Origin of the sequence: Allosphingosinicella deserti (genome assembly GCF_003012735.1) — a bacterium.
Lineage (GTDB): Bacteria > Pseudomonadota > Alphaproteobacteria > Sphingomonadales > Sphingomonadaceae > Allosphingosinicella > Allosphingosinicella deserti.
Genome location: NZ_PXYI01000002.1, coordinates 244,532 through 269,882, shown reverse-complemented (window position 1 = coordinate 269,882; position 25,351 = coordinate 244,532). Strand labels below are relative to the sequence as shown.

Sequence of the window (25,351 nt, the reverse complement as noted above, 5' to 3'; positions counted from 1 at the left end):
TCTCCCGGAGCGTCACCCGCACCGGACGCGTCGGGACCTTCAGTTCAGACCTGATTGACCTTTCGGGCGAGCGGCCCGACGATCAGTGTCCAAGGGACGCTTCGGGGAGCAGGGTTACGCCTACCGCCTGTATCAATGCCATCGCGACAGCTGTTCCAGAGCATGATGTGCACCATGCCTTCATCGGATGGGCCGAGCAGCAGCTTACCGATCCACGCGAGCGGGCGCTGTTCCGCCGCATGGCGAAGCGTTGCGGTATTGGCCATCGCTGGTCGGTGCTCCCCCAGGCGGAAAGCGGCGGCTCGCCGGTCGATCCCGGCGGCTTCTACGAGGGCGCATCGCCCGGGACGGCGGCGCGGATGCGTATCTATGCCGACGAAGCGCCCAGGCTCGCCTTGCGCGCGATCGGCGCGCTTGGGCCCCTCGGATCCGTCACGCACCTGGTTGTTGCAAGCTGCACCGGCTTCGTCGCACCGGGGATCGATCAGATCATCGCCGCCGAACTCGGCCTTTCCGGGAATATCGAGCGGACCCTGGTTGGCTTCATGGGCTGCTACGCCGCCGTCGCAGCATTACGCGTCGCCTATCATATCGCACGATCCGAGCCGGACGCCCGGATACTGGTCGTGACCGTGGAGCTTTCCAGCCTCCACCTCCAATATGAGGGGCGGCTGGAGCCTCTGCTGGCCATGCTACAGTTCGGCGACGGCGCGGCGGCGATGATCGTCAGCGGCGGAGGGCCGGGCTTCGCGATCGAGCGGCCGTTCGCAGCGACATTGGCCGACTCTGCGACACTGATCCGCTGGAACGTCGGCGATACCGGCTTTGCAATGCATCTTTCCGGTGAAGTGCCGGGCCGGATCACGGAAGCGCTCCGCGATCCGTCGGTTCGTGACGCTTTGCTCGCCGGCTCCGCCGTGGAGGACATCGATTCCTGGGCGGTCCATGCCGGCGGCCGGTCGGTGCTGGACGCGGTGGAGCACGGGCTGGCGCTGCCGCCGAATGCGCTCGATCCCTCGCGTGCGATTCTGTCGGAATTCGGCAACATGTCGTCTGCGACTTTGCCCTTCGTGCTGAGCGGCCTGCTCAGCGCACCGGAGCGGCGGCACGGTGTTGCGCTCGCCTTCGGACCTGGGCTCGCCGCCGAGGGCTTCCACTTTCGCCGGCTGCCATGAGGAGCCTGGCGCGGCGTGCCATCGCCGAGGAGCAGATGGACGATCCGGCGCTGCCCGCCGCCGTCTATGACGCGGTGCTTTCGGATCTCGGCCGGATCAATCGCTGGACCCTCGCCAGCCGCCCAACGATGGCCTTTCTCAAGAGAGCGACGGCCGGGCGCGAGCGGTTCAGCCTCCTCGACGTCGGCTTTGGTGACGGAGGCATGCTGCGCCGGGTCGCACATTGGGCGGAGCGCACCGGGAAGCACGCCGTCCTGGTGGGCGTCGATCTCAATCCGAAGAGCGCCGCCGTCGCTGCGGCGGCGACGTCGCCAGGCTTCGCCATCGACTGGCGCACGGGCGACTATCGTGATCAGGGTGCGTTCGACTTCGTGATTTCGAGCCTGGTCGCGCACCACATGAGCGATGGCGATCTGCGTGCATTCCTGTTGTGGATGGAGCTTCATGCGCGGCGCGGCTGGCTGGTCAACGACCTCCATCGGCACCGTCTCTCCTACACCGGCTACCCGCTCCTGGCGCACCTGCTCGGCGTTCACCGCATCGTTCGCGAGGATGGCCAGCTCTCCATTGCCAGAGCCTACCGCCCGGCAGAGTGGCGGACGATCCTCAATGAGCTGGGGCTGGCGGACGCGAATGTCGTCCGGCGTTTCCCCTTCCGGCTGTGCGTCGAACGGCTGCGCTGATCGTCGGCGGCGGTCCGGCCGGCGCCGCCGCGGCGATCCGGCTGGCGCGAGGCGGCCTGGCGCCCGTGCTCGTCGAGCGCAATGCGGGGCCGCGGGACATCGTCTGCGGCGGCTTCATGGGCTGGGATGCGCTCGCCAGCCTGCGCAAGCTCGGCATCGACCCTGACGCACTCGGCGCGCGGCCGATTAACCGATTGCGCCTGATCGCGGGCGCCAGCGTGGTCGAGGTGCCGCTTCCCTACGCTGCAGCCGGCCTGTCCCGCCGCACCCTCGACACAGCAATGCTCAATGCGGCGGAACAGGACGGTGCAGAGGTCCTCCGCGGCCGTGCCGTGCGTGCGGCGGCCGGGACTCGAATCCGCCTTGACGACGAGGAGGAGATCGAAGCCGATGCGCTGTTGCTCGCGACCGGGAAGCACGAGCTGCGCGGTCATGAACGGGATGCATCGATGGCCACCGCATCGATCGGGCTTCGCTGCTCGATCGGCCTCGCCCGCGCCGCGGCAAGCAAGATCGACGATCATATCGAACTGCATCTATTCGATGGCGGCTATGCCGGGCTGCTGCTGCAGGAAGACGGACGTTGCAATTTCTGCCTCTCCGCCTCGCGGGCACGGCTGAAGCAGGCCGGCGGCCCGCAGCCGCTCCTCAACCGGATCAAGGCCGAAAGCCCGGTTCTGGCGGATCGCCTGGCCGGTGCGGACCTCGGAGACTGGAGCGCGGTCGCCGGCGTTCCCTATGGGTGGCGCGCCGCCGACACGGTACCCCACATCTACCGGATCGGCGATCAGGCGGCGGTGATCGCGTCGCTGGCCGGGGACGGGATCGCGATCGCGCTGGCCAGCGGGATCGGCGGTGCGGACGCACTGCTGGCAGGACAGTCTGCCGAACATTGGCAGCATAGCTTCCACCGGCGGAGCCGCCGACCGGTCGCCGTGGCTGAGATGCTGCGGCACGCGGCGGAGCAACCGCGCCGGCGCAAGGCCTTAATGGAGCTGTTGCGCCAACTGCCGGGGCTCGCCCGCATCGGTGCCCGCCTCACCCGCATCGGCAGCTGACTCGGCGGCGACTTGCGGCGCGCGGAACAGGCGCGGCACGAAATTGGCGAGCAGAAACAGGAAGGTCGGCACCAACAGGGTGTTCCAGGTGTCCTTCACGCCTTCCGCCCACTGGACCTCGCGCTGCGGCCAGATCTCGTAATGGTAATCATAATATTCGTTGCCGAGGATCACGGCAGCGGTGACCAGCAGCGGCCAAGGGCTCGACAGCCGTCGCCGCAGCACGAGGGCGACGACGACCTGGCACAATATGCCGGCGTGGACATGGAGCGCATCCATGTCGAGACCGCTCGTGGTCTCGAGCCACAGCTTCAGGGCGTGCCAATCCATATCGGGTCAATATTGCTTTCGATAGCGGGCGTTGAGACTGGACGTGCCCGCTGAACCCGCCTGGAACAAGACCGAAAGTGCACGCGACAGCGCGACCTCGATCTGCGTGGCGGTGAAGCCCCGCGCATCGGTGATCAGCTCGAGATAGATGTCGTTCGAGATGTAGAAGCCGGCGGCAACCGACGTTCCGCGGCCCGTCGTCTCGTCGGCGCCGAGCACCCGCAGGCGATCGAGGCCGCTGCCCGAGCGCAACTTGCCGAGCGGATTGAGCCCGCCGCCGCCGCCGCGGAGCGCGTTGAGCGAAGAGGCGAGTTGCACCGCCTGCAGCGCAGAGATCTCGCTGATCGAGCCGCCGAACAGGATCCGCGACAGCAACTCGTCCTGCGGCAGAGCCGGCTGGGACGTGAAGGCGATCTGAGGATTGGTGGCGCTTCCGGTGACGTTGATGTTCACCGTCACGTCGTCGACGTCCGCCGAGGCGACGATGTTGAGCCGCGGATTGGGCGGACGGGTGCCGGTGAAGTCGATCCGCCCCTGGGTCAGATCGAAACGGCGGCCCGAGAAGCTGAACGTGCCGCGCAGGACCTCGGCCTCTCCGACGATCGTCGGAGTCGCCGACGTGCCCTGGATCCTGAGGTCCGCCTCCCATTCCGATTCGAGGCCCATGCCGGAGATGAACAACTGGTTGTCGGCACGGACGCGCAGATCGAGCTTCCAGATGCTCGGCGTACCGCTTGCGGCTTCGACCTGCTCGCCGGGGGTCGGCAGCGGGTCGCCCTTGCGGCGGACGCCCTGGAGCTCGACAACCTGCGCTGCGCCCTGGCGGACGAACTGGTAGCGCAAATTGGGGATGTTGAGATCGCCGGAGATGAGCGCACCATTGGCACGGCTGTTGGTGACCGTAACCGTGCCGCTCACCGTCGCACCGATATTGTCGCTGCGCGCGAGCCGCGCATTATTGAGCGTCGCCCTGATATCCATCGGGAACCCGGCATTGGCGGCGAAGCCGATCCGGCCCTGGCCTTCGATCGTGCCATCGCCGGCGCGGCCGGACAGGCGATCGATCTCGAGGGTGGAGCTGGTGAAGCGTCCCTGGACGGCGAGATTGGTGATGCGGGTGCCGTAGGTCTCGTCGGTGAAGATGAGATTGTTGGCCCGGATCACGCCGGTGAGCTGCGGCGCCTGAACCCGACCGCTGAAATCGGCGGCGATGCCGATCGGGCCGGACAGCTGCTGGCTGGTCATGCCGGTGAACGACCATAAGACGTCGGCCGGGCCGTTGTAGCGGATGCCCCCGGCAAGTGGCGCGGCGAGCAGCCGCTCCATCCAGCCGCCGGCGGCGGACGAGACCGGCTGCAAGCGGACCTGAGCCCGGCCGACGACATTGCCGCCACGGCGGATCACGGCGGCCACGCTTCCGCCTTCCGGTCGCAAAGCGCCTGCGAGGGCAAGATCGACCGGGGGTGAGCGTGTCGCGAGTCCGGTGCGCGTGAAGCCGGCGATGTTGAGCCGGGCGTCGGCACGCGGGAAGCTATTGGAGTTCGGCTGTGCGAAGTCGAGGCTGCCGCTCACCCGACCGCCGATGCCGAGACCCGGCGAGAAGGCGTTCAGGATCGAGAGATCGAAATCGTTGAGCCGGGACTGGACCGAGGTGCCACCGGCGCCGCCGAACCGCCCCGCGAGCAGCACATTCCCCTGCGGAAGGACGAGCTGCGCCGGGGCGAGCTGCCATCCGCCGCCGGCGACCGGCCGGACTTCGGCCGGTCGGGCGAGTCGAAACGGGATATTGTTGGCCTGACCTTGCAGCGCGACACGATAGAGATCGGGCGACAAGGCAGCATTGGCGGCAATCCGAAACGGCACGCCGCTCGAGCCTTCCGCGAAGAGCTGGGCGGTGCCGCGGCCACCGCGATAATCGGCCCGGGCACGACCGCGGACCAGATTGAAATTGTCGCTGCGCACGCCCGCGAATTGAGCGTCGCCGACGATGTGCGGCGCGTCCGGATACAGGATCGCGGTCGCCCGAACGATCCCCCGCTCGATCAGAATGGGCGTCTCCCCGGGGATCTGGGCGTTGTTCGCAAGCGCGTCGACATCGGCACGTTGATACCCGCCTTCGGCGGCAAGGCGGATCGTGCCGTTCATACCTTGGCCGGTCATCGTCAGCATGCCCGCGAAGGGCCCTGCCGCGGTCTGGGTGACGCGGCCGGTGAAGGTCATGCCGGCGAAAAGCACGCGGTGGACATCGACGCTGAGCGTCCGTCCCGCGAGCACCGTCACATCGGCCGAGAAGGGACCATATTGCGACTCACCGGTGGCGTTGATCCGGTAGCCGCCGCCGGTCGCACGGATGGTTGCGCTGACGTTGCGCAGACCGACCCCGAAACCAGGGCTTGCGGCCCGCAGCTGCACCTGCGGGCGATCAACGCTGCCGCTGACGACCACGGCAAGCGGCCCGTAGTCGCGTGAGACGCCGGCAACGCGGAAGTCTATTCGCCCGTCCGGCCGCCAGGTGCCGTTGCCCGAGGTCACGCGCAGGCCCGGTGAGTTCACCCGAATGTCGTTGAGGACGATCGCGCCGGACGGGTTCATCGCAACGCGCGCCGATGCAGTGGCGTTACCGCCGAGGAAATCGCGGGCAGAGGAATTATCGATACGCTCCGTCTTGATCGCGACCCGGCCGGCGAGCCCGAAACCGCCGGGACCGCTGGTGACGTTCATGTTGGTCGTGATGTCCAGCAGGCCGACGCCGTCGAGCTGGTAGTTGTCGAGCGTGCCCTGGACGCCGGCACGATACTGGCCGCGCGCGATATCGCCGGCGAGCACGATGGTGGCGTTGAGGCGATCGGAGCGGACTCGAAGATCGTCGGACACGATCCGCGTCCCGCTGACGAAGACCGTCCCATCGGCGGCAACGTTGGTGAGGAGACCGCCGACCGAGGGATCAAGGCCCGTCACCCGTCTGGCGCGTGCCGAGACAGGAACGCGGATCCGGTCGCTGTCGACCTGGGCGCGGCCGCGCGCCGTGAAGCCTTCGAGAATGGTGCCGTTGAACCCGACCGCATCGGCCTTCACATCATAGGCGACGACCGGTGTCGCGAACGCACCGTTGAGCACCGCCGAGGCCTGCAGGTTGCGGGCCGCGAGATTGGGGGCGATCGCGCCGGGCTGGAGCAAGCGGCCGGCGAGCTTGAGATCCTGGAAGCGGTTCTGGGCCAGGTCGACGCGACCTTCTGCGGCAAGCGCCGCTGCCGACGAATTGAGCCGCAGTCGAAGATCGGCGCGGCGTTCCGCGAAGGTGGTGACGAGACCAAGCTGGACCGAAGAGAACAGCCTTCGAGCCGGACCTTCCGGCAGCAACGTGCCGGGCTGGACGGGCCCGTTGAACGAGAAGGTGCCGTCGCGGCCGCCGATGGCGATGTTGGCGAACGGCTTGCCAGCGACGGCGGCGCGAGCCCGGCCCTGCCAGTTCGCCCATGTCCCGGACCCGGTGACGAGCGCGGCGATCGGCTGCTTGAAACCGGTGAGATTGGCGACGAAGCCGTTGCCGGGGGCTTCGACCCGAAGGCCGATGCCGAGGCGGTTCGCCGCCGGCACCGCATCGAGGCGCAAGACGAGCTTGTCGCCGCCCGGAAGTTTCGGGGCGGCGAGAGCACCGGCGTCGAGCGCGACCTGGGCACGGCCGTCGGCGATCTTCGCGCGGCCGCTGAGGCCGAGAAGGTGCCGGTAGCCGGTGACCGCCGGATCGACCATGATCCGTCCGACCTGGAAGCGGCCGACGTCGATGTCGATGTCGGGCAGCAGCGGCGCGTTGGGATCGCTCCCCGGCCTCAGCTCGGGAAGCCGATACAGGCGGGCTTGCGGGATATTGAGGGCGCGAATGTCGATGTGATTGCGGAAATAGGCGAGAGGACGCCAGTCCAGCTCCGCCTCGGGCGCCGTGAAGAACAGCCCCTTCGGATCCTTGAGCTGGATGTCGTGAACCGTGAGCGTCCCGAGCAGCGATCCCTCGATCCGGCCGACATCGATGTCGAGGCCCGACGCCATTTCCAGATTGTTGATCTGGCGAACGACGTAGCGGTGACCAAGCGAGGAATTCAGCCAGACGAAGAAGCCGCCCAACAGAACGAGCAGCCCCAGCAGGCCCATTCCTGTCCATTTCGCAGCGGTGCGTCCGCGATGCCGCGCGCGCGGCGGCGGTGCCGCCGCGGGCACGGGATCAGGGACGGTGTCGATTGGACCCTCGTCCGCCATCAGAAGGCCTGCCCGATAGAGACGTAGACGGCGACCTTGGACTCGCCCTCGCGGCGGCCGATCGGCATCGCGATATCGGCCCTGATCGGTCCGAAATTGGTATAGAAGCGGCCGCCGACGCCGACACCGAAGCGTAAGTCGGACATGCTGGGGAACTGACTGTTATAGACCTGCCCGGCGTCGATGAACGGAACGATGCCGAAATTACCAAACCGGTAGCGCGCTTCGAGCGCGAACTCGACGACCGAACGGCCTCCCCTCGGCACAAGGATCGTGGCCGGCTCCTTGTCGGGGTCTTCAGGATCGAAGTCGGGATTCGCAAGGACGTCTTTGGGTCCTAGTTCCTGGAATCCGAAGCCCCGGACCGATCCGCCGCCGCCGGCATAGATGCGGCGGGACGGCGCGAGTTCCTCGAGCTCGGCGCCGTAGATCGATCCGATGCGCGTGCGCGCAGCGATCGTCAGGTTGTCGCTCGCAGGATAATAAACGCTGCCTTCGATGAAGTTGCGGACATATGGCTGGGAAGGGTCGCGCAGCGACGTCTCCGGATTGATCCGCCCAAGGAGGCGGAAGCCCCGGGTCGGATCAAGCAGGCTGTTCGACGCGTCGTAGCCGATCTGCCCGGTGACACCGGCAAGCAGGAAGGCGTCGCCGATCGACAGGTCCGGTTCGCCGATCCGGCTTTCGTTGGTGGCGATCAGTTCGGCGCCGTAAGCGTAGGTCCACTTCTTCTGCCAGATCGGCGTCGATTCACGCGAGATCAGCCCGTACAGGCGGGCCGTGTAGCCGCGGAACGCTTCATAATCGCGGCGCCCTGCCTCGAGCTGAAGGAGCACCGTGCGATCGCGCTGTCCGGCATTGGCACGGCGAAATTGGAAACGCAGCGTCTGCTCCTGCGTCCCCGCAATGGCGGTGGCGCGGATCGCCCCTTCGGGCGGGAAGAAATTGCGATGCTCCCAGGTCGCCTCGGTGCGGAAGCCTTCGCCGGTGCTATAGCCGGCGCTGCCAGAGATCGAGCGCGCCGGGCCGGCATCCTGGCGGACGAGGATGTTGACGTATTCGGTGCCGTCGGGGGCCGGTTCGTTGGTTCGCACCGGCTCGGCGGAAACGGTGGTGAACAGGCCGGTGGCGATCATCGCCTCGCGCAGATCGTCGACCTTGCGCTGATCGTAGAGCTCGCCCCTCTCGAAACGGGCAAGCACGCCGACATGCTTCGCGTCGAAGGCCAGATCGCCTTCGGTGGTGAAGCCCGCGAAGCTCGACCGCGGCCCGGGCTGGACTGGCAGCACATACCCACCGAGCCGGGTATCGGGATCGAGCAGGATGTCGCGAAGGCCTATCTCCGGAAATGGATAGCCTTGCTGCGGCAGGCGCAGCCGCACGTTGGCTTCCGCCGCCTCCACATCGATCGCGACGATCGGCGCGCCACTCTTCAGCGGCAGCGCCTCGCGGGCGATGCCCGGCGGCTGGGTCTCCGGACCGTCAATCCGGATTTGGCCGAAATTGTAGCGTTGTCCCGGCACCGCAGTGAGCACCACGCGCAATCGCCCCGGTTCGGCGAGTTGCTCGACCGTCGCCGTTGCGGTTGCATCATAATAACCCTGCGAGCGCAGCAAGCGTACGGCCAGCAGCTCATCTTCGTCAGCGCGCTGCTGGACCTGCGACCCATTGGTCGCCTCGCCATCCGAGTCCTCGAGTGCGGAGAGACCCCGGAATTCGTCCACGAGCTCGATCTCGTCGAGCCCGGCAATTTCAAGCGTGTACCGCACCGGCTCGACCGGCCCGGGCGCATCCTCGGGCGCCTCGGCTCCTGCAGGCGGCGTCTGCACATCGAATGTCGATATCGGCGCCAGGGGTTCGGTGAGCGCCGGATCGGCGACTGCCGGGTCGGGAACCAAAGCCCCCCCAGGTGCCGTCACCGGCGGATCCGTGACGTCGAAGGTCTCGATCGGCTCGAGCGGGGCGCCGAGCGCCGGATCGAGCGGCGGCAGCGCTTCCTCGAACTGGCTGTCCGGAACGATCGGTGCGGCGGTGCCGAGGGAAACGGGCCCGTTCGGAGCCGTAGCGGTCGTGCCTGCTGACGTCGACGCTTCTTGCGCCTGCGCGCCGGCAGCCGAGGCGAACGCGATTGCGCCGCCTGCCACCGTCGACAAAAACACTTCCGCCTTCTTCAAAAAACATCGCTCCCGAAACGATTGTCGTTTGGCGGAAAAGTGCTGCAATTGGAAGGCCTTGGCAATGGATCGCAAACGAAAAAAATCCATGCCGAAACTGGAACAAAGCGGCTCGTCAGCCTTTTAAGCCGGTTAACTCTCGAAGAACCACCTGAGTTCAGTCAGACGAGTGGCCGTTCCGCCTTATTCCTCGAAGATCTCACCTTGGTCGGGGGCGATCTCGACGATTCTGTTGAGCAGGGTCCTGCCGCCTTCATTGCGGATCGTGACCTCCTGGGTAGCCGGAGCCGTGTTGGCGTTGCACGCGGCCTCGAGGGCCAAAGCTTGCGCGATCCGATCCTGTCCAGCCCTGCCCATCGCGATCCACGCCGCTTCCTCGATCGTGGCGCCGCCGGCCCCGTCGGACTCCATCACCGCCGTCTTGACCAGCCGCGCCACCGAAGCCTTCACCTTGCCGCACAACTCGGCCGGCAGCGCACCGAGGAGAGGGGCTGCGGGCTGCTCCGGCGGCTGATCGCATCCGGCAAGCGCAAGCACCGGCGCGAGCATCAATCCTCTGAACACGGTTGCCGCCCACCGTCTCATCGTCTGTTCCTTTCCAGTCTCAAGGCCCCCCTTGTTCCAGCGGGGGGGGTGTTACGCAAGCACGACGCATTGCCTGCAGGCCATCTTTGCGTCAGGGGCGAGAGATGAACAGCAAGCCTTCCGAGAGCCTCCTCGAGGATCTGGACTCTCTGCTCGGCCCGCGCGGCTTCACCCGCGATCCGCGCGACATCGAGCCCTGGCTCACCGACTGGCGCGGACGGTATCGAGGGCAGTCACCGGCCTTGCTTTCGCCCGCAAACGCGCGCGACGTACAGGCGATCGTGTCGCGCTGCGGCGCCGCGGGTGTCGCGATCGTCCCACAGGGCGGCAACACGTCGATGGTCGGCGGCGCGACCCCTCCTGCCCACGGCGGAGCGCTGATCCTGTCGCTGCGAAGGATGAATCGGATCAGGAGCATCTCCAGCAGCGACAACGTTTTGACCGCGGAGGCGGGCGTGATCCTCGCGCACGTTCACGATGCGGCCGTCCAGGCAAGGCGGCGCTTCCCGCTCTCGTTGGCAGCGAAGGGTTCAGCGACGGTCGGCGGGCTGGTATCGACCAATGCCGGGGGCACGCAGGTCCTGCGTTTCGGCCCGATGCGATCCCTGGTTCTCGGAATCGAGGCGGTGCTCCCGGACGGATCATTGTACGAGGGCCTCTCGGCATTGCGAAAGGATAATCGCGGTTACGATCTGCGCGAATTGCTGATCGGCGCCGAGGGGACGCTCGGCGTGGTCACTGCGGCCAGCCTGCGCCTGGTCTCGGCGCCGGGCTCGCGCGCAGTCGCCTGGGCAGGATTGCCCACGCCCCAGGTGGCGCTCGATCTGCTGCGCGATCTCGAACGGCAGATTGGCGAGGCGATCGAGAGCTTCGAACTGGTGCCGGCAAATGCTCTTGCACTCGTGCTGCGCCATATTCCCGGAGCGCGGGCACCGCTCGTCGCGCTGCACCCCTGGAACGTCCTCATCGAAACGGTCGCGCCGGAAGGCGCCAGCGACGCGGCCGAGTCTCTCGGCGGGGCGCTCGGCAATTCTCTCGAACAGGGCCTTGCCACCGACGCGGTGGTGGCAGCATCCGAGAGCCAGGCCGAAGCGCTGTGGCGGCTTCGCGAAAGCATCTCCGAGGCGGAGCGGGCGGACGGGCCGGCGCTGAAGCACGATATCTCCGTCCCCGTTTCTGCAATGCCGCAGTTCATCGAAGCGGCGCGGCATGCGGTGACGGAGCGCCATGACGGTGCCCGCGTGATTGCCTTTGGTCATCTCGGCGATGGCAATGTCCACTTCAACGTGCAGGCGCCGCGCGAGACCGATGCAGCTGCATGGCTCACCAGTGAAGGCCCTGGCGTTTCAAGCTTCATCTACGACATGGTGACGGCGGCAGGAGGATCGATCTCGGCCGAGCACGGCATCGGCCAAATGAAAGCCGACGAGTATCGTCGCACCGCCCCGGTAACGCGGCTGAACGTGCAGCATGCGATCAAGGCGGCGCTCGATCCTCGGAACATCATGAACCCGGGCAAGTTGCTCGTGCACGGGAACTGAACCGCGGATACGCGACGATTCGACGCGCGTCTCACTTCCAAGATTTGACATCCGGCCGCGGAGTGTTCACGGCGGCAAGCGCTCGCTTTGCCGTGGTTTTTCCCGCCGCGGCACCGAGCCCTGCGGCGCTTCCGCGCGTTGGGCAGGCGGAGACAGGCGCGTGGGGGCGCGCGGCTGTTCATCGGTAGGGGCTGTGGAGTAAAGTAGCCGTCATGGGATTCTTTCAACGACTGAAATCGAACCTCGGCGCCCGCTCCGGTCCACGCGGCAAGGACGGCGCGCGCGCCTACGCCATCGGCGACATCCATGGTCGGCTCGACCTGCTTGAGCTTCTGCTTGCAAAGATTGAAGCCGATATCGCCGCAAGGCCGCGGGCGCGGAACTTCATCATTTTTCTTGGCGATTATGTCGATCGCGGTCCGGACTCGGCCGGCGTGATCGAAAGGCTTCGGGCGTGGCAGCCCGATCACGCCCGTCCGATCTTCCTCGGCGGCAATCACGAGGAAGTGATGCTGCGCGTGCTGCGCGGCGACGAGGACGTGCTTCAGAGCTGGCTGAAATTCGGCGGCGCCGAGTGCGCCGAGAGCTACGGCCTTGACGCCGAGTCCCTGCGGAAGCTCCATCCGACCGCTGCCATCGACCTTCTGGTCGCGAAGGTTCCCAAGGCACATCGCCGCTTCCTCGAGGAACTGGCCGACACGTTCAGCTTCGGCGACTATCTGTTCGTCCATGCCGGCATCCGCCCGGGGCTGGGACTGGAAGAGCAGGATCGCCACGATCTGCGCTGGATCCGTGAACCCTTCCTCAGCGACATCAAGGAACACGGCTTCACGGTGGTGCACGGCCATACCATCGTCAGCCGCGTCGAGGAACGTCCGAACCGGATCGCCATCGACACCGGCGCTTATCATAGCGGCGTGCTTACTGCGCTGGCCGTCGAAGAGAACGAGCGCTGGTATCTTGCCACCAGCCGGGACGAGGCTGAGGGAAGCGATTCGTCCGCACGACCAAGCGCAATCGCCTGACCCCGCCGAAGCGCGCCCATTATCGGCCTATCTGATTGCCGGAGAACGGATTCTCCGTGCGGTGGTGGTCAGGATCGGGTAAAGCGGGTTGACCACGGGGCAGTGATCGTTAATTTTGGGGATCGAAATTTTGCAAAATTCAGGACCGTCCGTGTCGACCTTTGACGACTCCTTTACGGCGGGCTCATCACCCGCTGCCCATGCTATTGCCCGTTCGTCGCTGCGGCGGCTGGCGATCCTTGCCCTGTTTACGGCGTGCCTGGCGGGTTGCGCCGGCACGCGAGGTGGTAACCTGCCCTATCATCCGAGCGCGGAAGAATTCGGCGAGCCTGATTCGCCCGCGCTGGCGGCGCTTGAGGCGAATTATCGAATTTCGCCGCTCGACAAGCTCAAGGTGAACGTCTTCCAGGTTGCCGATCTTTCCGCGGAATACGAGGTCGACCTGACCGGTAACATCGCAATGCCACTGGTCGGGAATGTCCGCGCGGTTGATCTCACCACGGACCAGCTCGACGCGAAGCTCACACAGGTTCTGAGCGAAAAGTATCTGCAGTCACCCGATGTAAGCGTGAGTGTCCTCTCCTCAAGCACACGTGTGGTGACTGTCGACGGAGCGGTGCAAGATCCTGGGGTCTATCCGGTGAACGGACGCATCACTCTGGTCCAGGTCATAGCCCGTGCAAAGGGCACTGCAGATGATGCGAACCCGCGACGGGTCGCCATCTTCCGCCAGATCGGGGGAGAGCGGATGGCCGCTGCCTTCGATTTGACTGACATCAGGCGCGGCAAGGTCGAAGATCCCCGTGTTTACAGTGGGGACATCGTAGTGGTCGATGGTTCGAGCGTGCGGGCAGCGCAACGTGAACTCCTTACCGCCTTGCCCGTGGTTGGCTTCTTCAACTCCTTTGCATTCTAATCAAGAGGCGCTTCGACGAGCGCTCGCCGAAACACCTTCATCCGAAAGGCCGCTCCTCGTCTTATGAGCAAGAATGACATCGAGCCCGCAGGCGCACAGCCGATCTGGCCACTGGGGCCGCAGGCCGGCGGCAAGCTCGCGCTGCCCGATCCCTGGGCGCAGCAGAGCTATAAGGCCCCGAGTGCGACCGACATCAATCTGGGGACGCTGTGGCGAATTCTCGCCGAGTGGCGCTGGCTGATCCTCGGCGCGATCGCCGTCGGCCTGGCTGCGGCTGTGATGCTCACCTTCTTAACGACTCCGATGTACCGTGCGGCGGCTACTCTGGAGATCAATCCGCCGACGGTGGAGATTCTCGACGAACGCAAGACAGGCACACGCCAGTCGAACGATCGGGACTACCTCACCACGCAATATGGATTGCTGGCAAGCCGCAACCTTGCGCAGCGTGTGGCGCAGGATCTCAATCTCGCAAGCAATCCGCAAATCGTTCCCCCAGGCCTCGATCGCACGACCAGAATCAAGGTCGCCACGGGAGTGCTGCAGGGCCATTTCGAAGTCTATCCGGTCCCCCAAAGCCGGCTTGTACGAATCTCGTACACGTCTCCAAATCCGGGATTGTCGGCGCAAATCACGAACAGCTTCGCTGACTCTTTCATCAACTCCAGTCTCGAGCGGCGCTACGAGGCATCGTCCTATGCGCGTCAGTTCCTGGAGCGGCAGATTGCCAAGCAGAAAGCTGAACTCGAAATCAGCGAGCGCAAGCTCGTTGCCTACGCCCAGGCGCAGGGGCTGATTACCACCGGCGGCAGCGGCGACAAGGGGTCGAGTGGCAGTGACACCAACTCCCTTCAGGGGGCTTCGCTGGTCGCTTTGAATCAAGCGCTTACAGACGCCCAGTCAAAGCGAATCTCCGCAGAGCAACGCTATCGGCAAGCGAACAGTCTGAACGCGTCTGAAATCACGCAGAGCACGTCGGCACTGCGGGCCAGCCGTGCCGCGCTTCAGGCCGAGTATCAGGAGAAGCTTGCGTCGTTCAAACCAGATTATCCCGACATGGTGAGGCTGCGGACGCGAATCGAAGCCCTAGGGCAGGAGATCGCACGCGAAGGCGGCACGGTTTCCGGCGGCAAGACCAGCACCCTGCTCGCGGAATACCGCGCCGCTGCCGCGGAAGAACGAAGCCTGCAGGCGCGAGTCAATCAACTCAGGCAGTCGGTCATGACTGATCGTGGCGATCGGGTTCAGTACAACATCCTGCAGCGCGAAGCGGACACCAATCGCTCACTTTATGACGCTCTCCTCCAACGCTACAAGGAAATCGGCGTTGCCGCGGGCATTGGGACCAATTCAGTTTCGGTAGTCGACCGGGCCGAACCGCCTGGCGGCCCCTATAGCCCCAACCTCCTCCTGAACCTGGCGGTCGGTCTGGCGCTCGGCGCGATCGCCGGGATCGGTGCCGCGCTCGCACTCGAATTCCTGAACGACACGATCAAGACTCCGGATGACGTCCGCGACAAGCTTCGGCTGCCCTCACTCGGCGTCGTGCCGAAAAAGAAGGGCAACGATCCGCTTGCGGAGGAACTCAAGGATCAGACTTCGCCGGTTGCGGAAGCCTATTCGTCGCTTCGGACCTCCCTCCAATTCACCACCGACACCGGCGCACCCAAGACTCTGCTGATCACCAGCACCCGCGCTGCCGAGGGCAAGTCGAGCACGACGCTCGCCCTTGCTCAGGGTTTTGCTCGCCTCGGCAAGTCGGTGTTGCTGATCGACAGCGATCTTCGAAAGCCGGCGTTCGTCACCGGCGTCGAGCCGAACGAGGGTCTGTCGAAGCTTCTCACCAACACCGACACGCTCAACCAGCACGTCATGAAGACTCAGTTCGAAGGCCTTACCCTGCTCCCCTGCGGACCGCTTCCGCCGAACCCGGCCGAATTGCTGTCCTCGCCTCGGCTCAAGGCGATCCTCGCGGAAGCAAGCGCGAACTACGACATGGTGATCGTCGATGGGCCCCCGGTCCTCGGACTCGCCGACGCACCCTTGCTGTCCGCCAATTGCCGCGCCACCTTGCTGGTCATCGAGAGCGGCAAAACGCGCACCAAGGCTGCCATCGATGCCGTGAACCGGCTCAAGGCCTCGGGCGGAAACATCGTCGGCGCCGTCCTGACGAAGTTCCGGCACCAGGCCCACGGCTATGGGTACGGCTATGGCTATGAGCCGTACCGCTATGGCGGCGTCGGCAGCCGGGAGCGCGAGATCAAGCTGATCCCGCAACGTGCCGAGTAAGCGCGTAGGCGGCGGAGTGAGGTTGGGAGGGCGCTTTGCCGCTCTCCTGCTCCTCGTGCCCGTCGGCGGATTTCTGTGCTGGCAAATCGGCAAGACCGCCGCTGTCGCCGAACTCACGCGGACGAACCCGCTCGCCGCCGCGCGCTTGACGGGCGACGAGCCGGAAGTGAAGATCGCGAATTCGCTGCTTGAGTTCAGGGTGCGCGGTGGCCGCGTCAGCCCGGCCAATCGCAATGCTGCGCTGGCTGCGCTGGCCGACTATCCGATTGCCGAAGAACCATTCCTCCTGGCGGCCGTGGATGCGATCGCCAACGGTCAGGGGGCACGCGGCGAGCGCCTTCTCATCGAAGCGCGGCGGCGTAATCCGCGCTCACGGCTCACGCGCCTTCTCCTCCTCGATCGTTTCATGCGGTCGGGGCGAACCGCGGATGCGACGCTCGAGATCAGCGCTCTCAACAGCCTGGTTCCCCGCGCTGGGGAGGTCCTTGTGCCGGAACTCGCACGCATGGCGGCGGATCCGCAGCAGCAACAGACGGTGAAGACCGTCCTGATGCGCGATCCGAAGCTGCTTGGCCTCGTGCTCGCCCGTCTGGCAGCAAATGGGGCCGATCCGGATGTCATCCTCAGCCTCGCGGGCGAAGGCGGGCGAGCCGGGACGGTGGCGCAAGGCGACTGGCAGAATGTGCTGATCGCGGAACGTGTGAAGCGCGGCGACGTCATGCGTGCTTACCGGTTGTGGCAAGCCTTTGGGGGCGCCGCGCCATCCGCAAGCAATGCGGTCTATGACGGCGCTTTCCAAGGCCGTCGCGGCTACCCCCCGTTCAACTGGACCCTCACCTCCAGCGCGGCCGGAGTTGCCGAACGATCCCCCGCCGGCGGCCTTGAAGTCACTTATTATGGCCGCATGAACACGGACCTGGCCAGCCAGTTGCTGCTGCTTCAGCCCGGCAAGTATCAACTTCGCTTCAAGGCGGAGGGGGATGTCAGCGGCGATGCCAGCAAGCTCATCTGGTCGGTCCGCTGCAACGACACCAAAGCCATCCTGCTGGAGCTGCAAATCCCGAAAATCAACGCCACACCACGTGTGATCTCCGGCAATTTCGACGTGCCCTCCGGCTGTGTCTCGCAATGGCTTGGGCTCGCCGGCTCCTCCGCCGAGTTCCCCTCGGAGCAGAATGTCGTCATCCGTGACGTACAGGTGACGAGGGCGGGGGCATGAAACACTGGCTCCGGCTCGGCCTCGTTCCCGCCTATTTCGTGTTGTGCCTCGTACTCGGCGGTGCGAGTGGCGGTGGCTTCTGGGCGAACATGCTGCTCCAACTGCTCGCCGTGCCGATCATCGTCTGGGCCATCGTGGTTCACCGCAACACGGCAATGGCTTCCGCGGGAAAGCAACTGCTCGGTCTGTTGGCCGCAGCGACGCTGCTGATCCTGCTGCAGCTGATCCCACTGCCACCCAGCATCTGGGGATCGCTGCCCGGCCGGGACGCGATCGTGCGCGGCTTCGAAATGCTCGGCCAGGCGATGCCTTGGCTGCCGATCTCGCTTGCTCCCACTCGGACCATCGCATCCGCATTGTGGGCCTTGCCCGCAGTCGCGATCCTGTTCGGTATGCTGCGGTTGGGGGCTTTCACACCGAAGTGGCTCGCGTGGTCGCTGATTGCGGTCACTGCTGTCGGTGTCGGCCTTGGCGCACTCCAGCTGACCGGTGGCGAGACCTCGAAGCTCTATTTTTACCGGATCGCCAACAAGAATGCGGCGACCGGATTTTTTGCCAACACCAACAATATGGCCGAGCTGATGGTGGCGACCATCCCGTTCCTTGCGGCCTTGTATCTCTCCGCGATGCGAAAGGGCAGCTCGGTCCAGAAGCGGTCCAGCCTGCTGATCGTGCTGCTTGGCGCTCTCGCGGTGCTGGTGGTCGGGATCGCTGTGAATCGGTCTCTCGCCGGAATTGGTCTTGCGGTGCCGACCGTTGCAGCGACCGGGCTGATGGTGCTGTTCCGGGGTCGGCGGCTGCCCGTCTGGGCGGGCGGAGCCGTGCTCGGCCTCCTGGCGCTATCGGTGACGCTGGTTCTCAGCCTCCCGCTCGGCAACAATCTGACGTCCGACGACGCTCGCGGCGCACAGAGCTCCCGATACACGGCATTTTCGACGACGATCGAGGCAGCGGAGGACTACTTCCCGGTCGGAAGCGGGATTGGCACGTTCCCGCAGATTTACCCGATGTACGAGGATCCGCAGAATGTGGATCGCTGGTACATGAACCATGCTCACAACGATTATCTGGAGCTTGCGCTCGAGACCGGTCTCGCCGGGATATTGTTGATCGCGGTATTTTTCCTATGGTTCGCCTGGCGCGTGGTTCGTGTCTGGCGTGCAGATGAACCGGACCAATACGCACGAGCCGCGACCATCGCTGCAGGAGTCATACTCGCCCACAGTTTCGTCGAATTCCCTCTTAGGACCGCGGCGATCAGCGCATTGTTCGCGATCTGCTGCGCCTTGATCGCCGAGGCGCGGCCCCGCGTCAGAAACAAGCGCGAGACGCGTGAGGACCGGCCGCGCGCCCGGCACCTCACCGCCGACTGACGAAGCCTTCACGTGATCGTCTGAGGTGGAAGCGCTCCGCGCTTCCACCCATGAAGTGTATCAAGCACCGTCAGATGCTGAAGCCGAATTCACGTGGCGGGCTGCTTCAGCCGGAAGTGCTCCGGGCATCGGGCGCGGCCTTTTCGGCGCATGCAAATCGCCGGATGACCGGGCTTCAGGCCGACCCGCCGTCAGGGTCAGCGCGCCACGCCTTCCGGCGACGGGAGCGCGTTCCTCACGGCCACGCGATACAGGTCAACCACCTTCGCCTCGTCAAACTGTTCCTCGGCCTTGCGGCGTCCGGCGTCGCCGAAGGCTGCACGGTCCGCCTCGGAGAGGCGGATCATCGCCAGCATCGCCTCCGCGAGTGCCTGCGGATCGCGCGGAGCGCAGAGAAAACCGTTCACACCATGCTCAACGACTTGCCGGCACCCCGGTACGTTGGTGGCGATGAGCGGTTGCGCCATTGCTGCGGCCTCCAGCAAACTGCGCGGCAAGCCCTCGCGATAGGATGGGAGGACCACGCAGCCCGCTTGGGCGATGAAGGGCCGCACGTCGCTGGCGTGACCAAGATAGTCGATGAGGCCTTCAGCTTGCCATGCATCCACGTTAGCGCGCGGGACTGCGGTGCGGTTTTCGGCATCCAGAAAGCCGAGGAGTTGAAAGCGAGCGTCCGGGATGCTGGCCCGCACGATTCGTGCCGCTTCGACAAATTCGCCGACTCCCTTGTCCCACAGGAGCCGGGCGATGAGAAGAAAGGAGAAGCCCTTCCCGGCCGAGGTCTGCCGTTGCGGCCGAAATTTGGAGAGGTCGATACCGGATCCGGGCAAGAGGCGGGATCGCTCAGAGGACACGATTTTCCGGCCGACGAACAGAGCTTGATCCTCCTCATTCTGGAAGAACACCACTTTCGATCGTCGAAATGCCAGGCGGTAGAGCGCCGAGACGAGGCGCATAAGCCAGCCGCCGCGAATGAAGGCGGTACCGAGGCCAGATACATTATTGACCACCGGAATGCCGAGGACGTGGGCAGCGAGCGAGCCATAGATGTTCGGCTTGGCGGTGTAGCCCAGGAACACATCCGGTCGCAGGCGTCTCAACGCCGCGATGTATCGGAGCAGGAGCATCGCGTCGCGCGCAGGAGAGACGCCCTTCTTGTCCATTTCCAGGGGGTGAAATTCCACGCCGAAAGCAGCAAGCTGCCCGCTCCAGTCGTCCGGCGGCGCAAGCGCAAGGATCCGATGGCCATCCGCCTGCAGGGCACGGATGAGGCCGGATCGGAAGTTCACGATGTTCCACGCGGCGTTGATCGAGATGAGGATCGTTTTCTGATTCATGTGTCGGAAGGTTCGCATCGCAATGGGCGGCAGTGAGCCGGCGGGCTCTCTGGACGGATGCCGGAGCCACACTCTATAGCCTGCGCCCTTATCTGTCGCGTGCCAGATTCTGCAAGGCCGTGCTTCCGGAGGTTGACGAACATTGTTCCCATACTGGCTGCTGTTCGGCTTCTGCGCGCTGGGCGCGATTCAATATTCCAACGAGAAGCGAGCCACTGAGCGGGCAGGCGTCCTTCTGGGTTTCGCGGCGATCATCATCGCGCTCATGGTCGGCTTCCGCTACAAGGTCGGCGGCGACTGGGGCAACTATCTCGCGATCTACGAAGACGTTTCCTACCTGAGGTTCTGGGACGCTCTTCGCTCTGGCGATCCAAGCTACATGGCATTGAACTGGATCGCCTATCAGCTCGACATCGGGATCTGGTTCGTAAACATCATATGCGCGGCCCTGTTCACCTGGGGTTTCGTGCAATTCGCCAGAGCCCAGTACAATCCCTGGCTCGCCTTCGTCGTGGCGGTACCTTATTTGGTGATCGTGGTGGCGATGGGCTACACCCGCCAAGGCGTCGCGATCGGGATGATCATGCTCGGCCTGGCGGGTCTCGAAAAGCATTCGATCCTTCGATTCGTCTTCTGGGTCCTGGTGGCCGCGACGTTTCACAAATCCGCTATCGTCGTGCTTCCGTTGATCGCCCTGGCAACGGCACGCAACAGGCTGTTGATCGGCGGACTCGTTCTGTTCACCGCCATCATCTTCTACTATGTATTCGTCAGCGCATCGATCGACACGTTGATGAGCGCCTATGTCGAAGAAGGCATGGAATCCCAGGGCGCAGCCATCCGGGTGGCCATGAACCTTCCGCCGGCCATCGTGTATCTGCTCTTCTCGAAGCGCTTCGAATTCAGCGCGATGCAGTCCAAGGTCTGGCGCAATATCTCCTTGGCGGCACTTGCCATGCTCGCGATGCTGGTCCTGACCTCCGCCTCCACCGCGGTCGATCGTATCGCGCTCTATCTCATCCCACTGCAAGTGGCCATTCTGGCGCGCATGCCGCACGCCTTTGGTCGCGAGAAACGAAACGGTGCCCTCGTCCTGGGCATCATAGCCTATTCCGCAGCGGTCCAGTTCGTGTGGCTGAATTTCGCAGCCAATGCCTATTATTGGGTCCCCTATCAGGTTTATCCAATCGGAGGGGCGCCGCTCGAGGACATGGGCTGACGCACACCGCACCAGGAACGTGCGCAGGAGGGCTTAACGAGATCCACGGCGCAATTGGCCCGCAGCGGGCTGGAAACAGACGATTGACCGAGCACCCTCGGCAACCGGCTGTGCGTCAACCGAGCCGTTATGCGTTCAAACGATGAAAGCGCCCGAAGGTCGCCCGTGCTCAGTGGCGGCCCGCCGCTACGCTCACCAAAGGCGTCTCTGCCTCGTCCGCGGACTGTGCGTCGGTCAACCAGCTCTGGAACATCAGGACGGTCCAGAGGGCCTGGGTCGAATCCTTCTCCCCAGCGAGGTGCGAACGCCAGCGTTGCTGGACCATGGCTGGATCGAAATGGCCGCCGTCCCGGAGCACGCGCGGATCCAGCAGAGACTCGGCCCAAGGCCGCATCGGCCCCTTGAGCCACTCGCCGACGGGCACAGCGAAGCCGGCCTTTGGGCGGTCGAACATTTCCTGCGGCGCATGCTTGTATAGCAAACGTTTGAGGATCTGCTTCCCCGATCCGCCCTCAATCTTCATTGACAAGGGTATCCGCGCCGCCAGTTCCGCAACCCGATGGTCCAAGAACGGTATGCGCGATTCGAGGCTCACCGCCATGCCGGCGCGGTCGACTTTGCAGAGGATGTCGTCGGGCAGGTAGGAAACTGCATCGGCATACATCATACGCGTCACATCGGGAGAGTCGGCCGCCAGGGTCATGTCATAACGACCGAGCGCCGGCAGTGGCCCGTGCGGAAGAACCGGGGAGGCCTTACCTGCCCATTCGTCGAGGAACGTGTCGACAAGGTCCTCAAGACTCGCGCAGTCGCGCATCGTCCCGAACAGCTTGTGAACCTTCGTGCCGAAGAAGGCGGGGCGCCGCCCCGAGGGAAGCAACGCCGCAAGCCCGTTCCAGCCCGATGGCGGCACGGTAGCGAGGGCAGCTCCGATCGCGCCGCGCACGGGCCGCGGCAGGCGCTTCAACTTCGACCAAAGCCGCGATGTCGCGATGTAGCGATTGTAGCCGCCGAACAATTCGTCGCCGCCGTCCCCGGAAAGGGAGACGGTAACATGCTCGCGAGCGAGCCGGCTGACGAGATGGGTTGGGATTTGCGATGAATCGGCAAACGGCTCGTCATACATCCGCGGCAGCAACGGGATAACTTCCTGAGCCTCATGCGCACTGACGTAGCGCTCATGATGCTCGGTGCCGAAATGTCGGGCGACGCTCTTCGCATAAACCGCTTCATCGAAGCCCGCGTCTTCGAAGCCGATGGAGAACGTCTTCACCCGGCCTGGTGCGTGCTTCTGGTAAAGCGCAACGATCGTCGAAGAATCGATCCCCCCGGACAGGAACGCACCGACCGGCACGTCGGCCACGGCCTGGCCGGCCACGGCATCCGCCAGCGTGGCCTCCAGCCGCTCAAGGGCTTCTTCGGAGCTCTCGATCGGATCGGCGAGCCCATCGAGCACCTTTCGGCGATAGGACCAATATCGTGTCAGGCTGATCCCGCCGCTCTCGCCCTCGACGGGCGGGGCGCTGGGCCTATGAGCGGCTGCGCCGTTGGCGACGGTGAGGATGCATCCCGGCTCAAGCTTGTAGAGATGCTCGTAGATTGAGAATGGCGCAGGAATATAGGCCCTGGCCCCCAGCAGGCGAAGAGCGTTCCGGTCGATCGGATTGTTGAAGCCGGGATGCTTCCTGATCGCCTTGAGTTCGGAGCCAAAGACGAAGTCGCTGCCGACCCATCCGTAATAGAGCGGCTTCTCCCCGAACCGGTCGCGGGCAAGCTGAAGCGTCCGGGTCCGCCGATCCCAGAGCGCGATGGCGAACATGCCGACGGCACGGACGAGGGTGTCGTGCAGCCCCCAGGTGGCAATCGCCTCGATGAGTGTCTCGGTGTCGCTGTGTCCGCGCCAGGCAATCGGTCGAACTTGGTCGAGCTCCGCCCTCAGGCGCATATGATTGTAGATCTCGCCATTGTAGGCGATCACCCATTGACCGTCGGCAGACGCCATCGGCTGATGACCCATGGGTGACAGATCGACGATCGAGAGGCGACGATGGGCAAGGCCGATCCCCGCCTCTTCGTCCTGCCAAAGGCCCTGATCGTCTGGGCCGCGATGCGCGATTGCGCCCCCCATCCCCTCGAGAAGCTGGGGAGAGCGGCCGCCGGTGCCCAAGATGCCTGCCAAACCGCACATGTTCTTCCACCTGGTGCACGTCCGCGCCTGCTATCCAGAGCGGAGCCGGATTGATGACGAAAGCACCCCTTAAACGGGCCGACCACATATGGGAAGGAGGTGGTTGAGCTCCAACAAGGGATCGGGAACGCCGGCCCGGGGATTGATAAACCCCCGCACAGTCCCTAATCGGCGCTGGGCAAAGGGGCCTGCGCCCGCGCAGAGGACGATCATGAAAGCAATCATTCTTGCCGGGGGTCTCGGCACCCGCCTGGCCGAGGAAACCGCCGTACGGCCAAAGCCGATGGTGGAAATCGGCGGGCGACCGATCATCTGGCATATCATGAAAATATACTCGCATTTCGGCGTGAACGACTTTATTGTATGCTTGGGTTATAAAGGTTACCTGATTAAGGAATATTTCGCGAATTACGCACTCCACATGTCGGATGTTACGATCGACATGCGCAAGGGCACGACCGAGGTGCACCGTAACACCGCAGAGGACTGGCGGATCTCTCTCGTCGACACGGGCGACGAGACGATGACCGGGGGACGTCTGAAACGGGCTATGCCCTATCTCGGCGACGACGATACCTTCTGCCTTACCTACGGCGACGGAGTGGCGGACATCGACATCGCCAAGGAAATCGAGTTCCACCGCAGCCATGGCAAGGAAGCCACGGTAGCCGCCGTGCGCCCGCTTAGCCGCTTCGGACAACTCGATCTCGATGGGGATCGAGTCCATGCCTTCGCTGAAAAGCCGGTAGAGGAAGGCGGCTGGATTAACGGCGGGTTCTTTGTTCTTTCCCGTTCTGTGGAAAGATATATCGAGGGCGATACGACCGTCTGGGAGCGCATGCCCCTCGAACAACTCGCAGCCGGGGATCAGATGCGTGCCTATTTCCACGACGGCTTCTGGCAGCCGATGGATACGCTAAGGGATCGGCATTTCCTCGAGGAACTCTGGCATAAGCGGCAGGCGCCCTGGCGGGTTTGGTAGGCGACCAGGGGCGAACCGCCGGCTGACCAGATCAGCGCGCTCCGGCGCGGAGCCGACCGGCAATATCGTCGACGGCTGATGCGAGATCATAGGAGAGCTCAAGCCCCAGCTCGCCTCGGGCGCGTGCAATAGAGGGCACGTAGCGATCGACCGCCGCATCTGTAATTGGCGGAATCTCAGCCGGGACGCCGAAGCGTTCAGCCACGACCCGCGCTACGTCTGCGATCGTCACCGCTTCGTCGGATCCAACATTGTAGATGGGGCAGGTTGAGTCTGCGGCCTGAGCGATCGTCATCAACCATGCCACAAGATCGTCGGCGTGCATGTAGCTGCGGACGACCGCCTTGCGGGCATTCACTCGCACCGGTCGGCCGGCGAGGCCGTCCGCAAGGAAGTTGCCGATCGCGAAATGCTGATCGCGTGGAAGATGGTAGCCTACAAAGGCAAAGCAGCGTGCGACTGCGGTCCGGACGGAAGCCGCGCCGAGGGTGGCAAGAAGCGCTTCCGACGCGCGCTTGGCCTCCGCATAATCACGCTTGGTGGCAACCATCTCTGCCGTTGCCGTGGGCACATGATCCTCGCGAAGCGCAGCAACATGCTCTGACTGCTGGCCATAAACGGCGCCCGAGCTCGCCAGTACGATCCTGCTTTGGCGGTGCTCGCGCGCGGCGATCCGGACATAGTTCCCGATCGCTGATAAGATGCGCTCGCGCTCGCCCTTCGCATCCTGGGCGTAAAGGCGAGCATCCGTGGTCGTCGCAGCGTGGATGACCAGGTCCGCCGCCGGCAAGGTCTCGGCAACCCCGACATCGAGATCATGAAGCGCGACCCCTGGTGCGACGAGGTCGGGATGCGTCCTGCGAAGCGCCGAGGCGCTCCGCGCGACGACATCGATCCGATCGACGGACCAAGTTTTCAGCAAGCCTCGACGGTAGGCGTCAAGGAACGACTTGCCGAAGAATCCCGTCCCCCCGATCAGGAGAAGTGAGCGCCCTGACATTGC

18 protein-coding genes are annotated in these 25,351 nt (G+C 64.7%); 11 read left to right on the top strand and 7 right to left on the bottom strand.

The genetic code is table 11. From position 1 onward, the window contains the following. Nucleotides 1-131: 131 nt before the first annotated feature. The 3 genes from C7I55_RS05550 to C7I55_RS05540 are packed head-to-tail and all read left to right on the top strand — an operon-like array spanning nt 132 to nt 2,916. Nucleotides 132-1,175: a type III polyketide synthase gene (locus tag C7I55_RS05550; protein WP_106512436.1), complete on the top strand. Its 1,044-nt coding sequence runs from the start codon at nt 132-134 to the stop codon at nt 1,173-1,175. After that, a complete protein-coding gene (locus tag C7I55_RS05545; RefSeq protein WP_106511912.1) occupies nt 1,172-1,858 on the top strand; it encodes a methyltransferase domain-containing protein in 687 nt (228 codons plus the stop codon). The genes C7I55_RS05550 and C7I55_RS05545 overlap by 4 nt, the downstream gene beginning before the upstream one ends. After that, nucleotides 1,837-2,916 (top strand): NAD(P)/FAD-dependent oxidoreductase, encoded by a 1,080-nt coding sequence (locus C7I55_RS05540; protein WP_106511911.1) that lies wholly within the window; start codon nt 1,837-1,839, stop codon nt 2,914-2,916. Before C7I55_RS05545 ends, C7I55_RS05540 begins: the two co-directional genes overlap by 22 nt. Here C7I55_RS05540 and C7I55_RS05535 read toward each other — a convergent pair. The 4 genes from C7I55_RS05535 to C7I55_RS05520 form a co-directional block, all read right to left on the bottom strand. After that, nucleotides 2,845-3,246, bottom strand: a complete 402-nt coding sequence (locus C7I55_RS05535; protein WP_106511910.1) for a hypothetical protein — start codon at nt 3,244-3,246, stop codon at nt 2,845-2,847. The two genes, C7I55_RS05540 and C7I55_RS05535, sit on opposite strands and share 72 nt — an antisense overlap. A 6-nt stretch (nt 3,247-3,252) precedes the next feature. After that, nucleotides 3,253-7,500, bottom strand: coding sequence for a translocation/assembly module TamB domain-containing protein (locus tag C7I55_RS05530; RefSeq protein ID WP_106511909.1), 4,248 nt, complete (start codon nt 7,498-7,500; stop codon nt 3,253-3,255). Then, a complete protein-coding gene (locus C7I55_RS05525) occupies nt 7,500-9,659 on the bottom strand; it encodes an autotransporter assembly complex protein TamA (protein WP_233222065.1) in 2,160 nt (719 codons plus the stop codon). Before C7I55_RS05525 ends, C7I55_RS05530 begins: the two co-directional genes overlap by 1 nt. A 198-nt stretch (nt 9,660-9,857) precedes the next feature. Beyond that, the gene (locus C7I55_RS05520) at nt 9,858-10,259 is read right to left on the bottom strand and encodes a hypothetical protein (RefSeq protein ID WP_146150934.1); all 402 of its coding nucleotides are present in this window, start codon (nt 10,257-10,259) and stop codon (nt 9,858-9,860) included. 104 nt (nt 10,260-10,363) lie between these two features. Between C7I55_RS05520 and C7I55_RS05515 the strand changes: the two genes are divergently transcribed. The 6 genes from C7I55_RS05515 to C7I55_RS05490 all read left to right on the top strand — a co-directional run bounded on the left by C7I55_RS05515 (nt 10,364) and on the right by C7I55_RS05490 (nt 18,622). Next, the gene (locus C7I55_RS05515) at nt 10,364-11,800 is read left to right on the top strand and encodes an FAD-binding oxidoreductase (RefSeq protein WP_106511906.1); all 1,437 of its coding nucleotides are present in this window, start codon (nt 10,364-10,366) and stop codon (nt 11,798-11,800) included. A gap of 212 nt (nt 11,801-12,012) precedes the next feature. Then, nucleotides 12,013-12,825 (top strand): metallophosphoesterase family protein, encoded by an 813-nt coding sequence (locus C7I55_RS05510; RefSeq protein ID WP_106511905.1) that lies wholly within the window; start codon nt 12,013-12,015, stop codon nt 12,823-12,825. A gap of 151 nt (nt 12,826-12,976) precedes the next feature. Continuing rightward, entirely contained in the window at nt 12,977-13,741 is a 765-nt protein-coding gene (locus C7I55_RS05505; protein WP_146150933.1) for a polysaccharide biosynthesis/export family protein, read from the top strand. A gap of 63 nt (nt 13,742-13,804) precedes the next feature. Beyond that, nucleotides 13,805-16,030 (top strand): GumC family protein, encoded by a 2,226-nt coding sequence (locus tag C7I55_RS05500; RefSeq protein ID WP_106511903.1) that lies wholly within the window; start codon nt 13,805-13,807, stop codon nt 16,028-16,030. Nucleotides 16,031-16,046: 16 nt separating this feature from the next. Further along, nucleotides 16,047-17,249: a hypothetical protein gene (locus tag C7I55_RS05495; RefSeq protein ID WP_146150932.1), complete on the top strand. Its 1,203-nt coding sequence runs from the start codon at nt 16,047-16,049 to the stop codon at nt 17,247-17,249. Next, on the top strand, nt 17,246-18,622 hold the full coding sequence (locus C7I55_RS05490; protein ID WP_106511901.1) for an O-antigen ligase family protein: 1,377 nt from the start codon (nt 17,246-17,248) through the stop codon (nt 18,620-18,622). Before C7I55_RS05495 ends, C7I55_RS05490 begins: the two co-directional genes overlap by 4 nt. 197 nt (nt 18,623-18,819) lie before the next feature. On the opposite strand, the gene C7I55_RS05485 is transcribed toward C7I55_RS05490, so the two are convergent. Further along, nucleotides 18,820-19,959, bottom strand: coding sequence for a glycosyltransferase family 4 protein (locus tag C7I55_RS05485; protein WP_106511900.1), 1,140 nt, complete (start codon nt 19,957-19,959; stop codon nt 18,820-18,822). A gap of 142 nt (nt 19,960-20,101) precedes the next feature. Between C7I55_RS05485 and C7I55_RS05480 the strand changes: the two genes are divergently transcribed. Beyond that, the gene (locus tag C7I55_RS05480) at nt 20,102-21,178 is read left to right on the top strand and encodes an EpsG family protein (protein WP_106511899.1); all 1,077 of its coding nucleotides are present in this window, start codon (nt 20,102-20,104) and stop codon (nt 21,176-21,178) included. Between the two features lie 169 nt (nt 21,179-21,347). Here C7I55_RS05480 and asnB read toward each other — a convergent pair whose 3' ends face one another. After that, nucleotides 21,348-23,366 (bottom strand): asparagine synthase (glutamine-hydrolyzing), encoded by a 2,019-nt coding sequence (asnB, locus tag C7I55_RS05475; RefSeq protein ID WP_106511898.1) that lies wholly within the window; start codon nt 23,364-23,366, stop codon nt 21,348-21,350. A gap of 211 nt (nt 23,367-23,577) precedes the next feature. Between asnB and rfbF the strand changes: the two genes are divergently transcribed. Further along, a complete protein-coding gene (gene rfbF / locus C7I55_RS05470; protein WP_106511897.1) occupies nt 23,578-24,348 on the top strand; it encodes a glucose-1-phosphate cytidylyltransferase in 771 nt (256 codons plus the stop codon). A 31-nt stretch (nt 24,349-24,379) separates the two neighbouring features. Here rfbF and C7I55_RS05465 read toward each other — a convergent pair whose 3' ends face one another. Beyond that, nucleotides 24,380-25,348, bottom strand: coding sequence for an NAD-dependent epimerase/dehydratase family protein (locus C7I55_RS05465; RefSeq protein ID WP_106511896.1), 969 nt, complete (start codon nt 25,346-25,348; stop codon nt 24,380-24,382). Between the last annotated feature and the right edge of the window lie 3 nt (nt 25,349-25,351).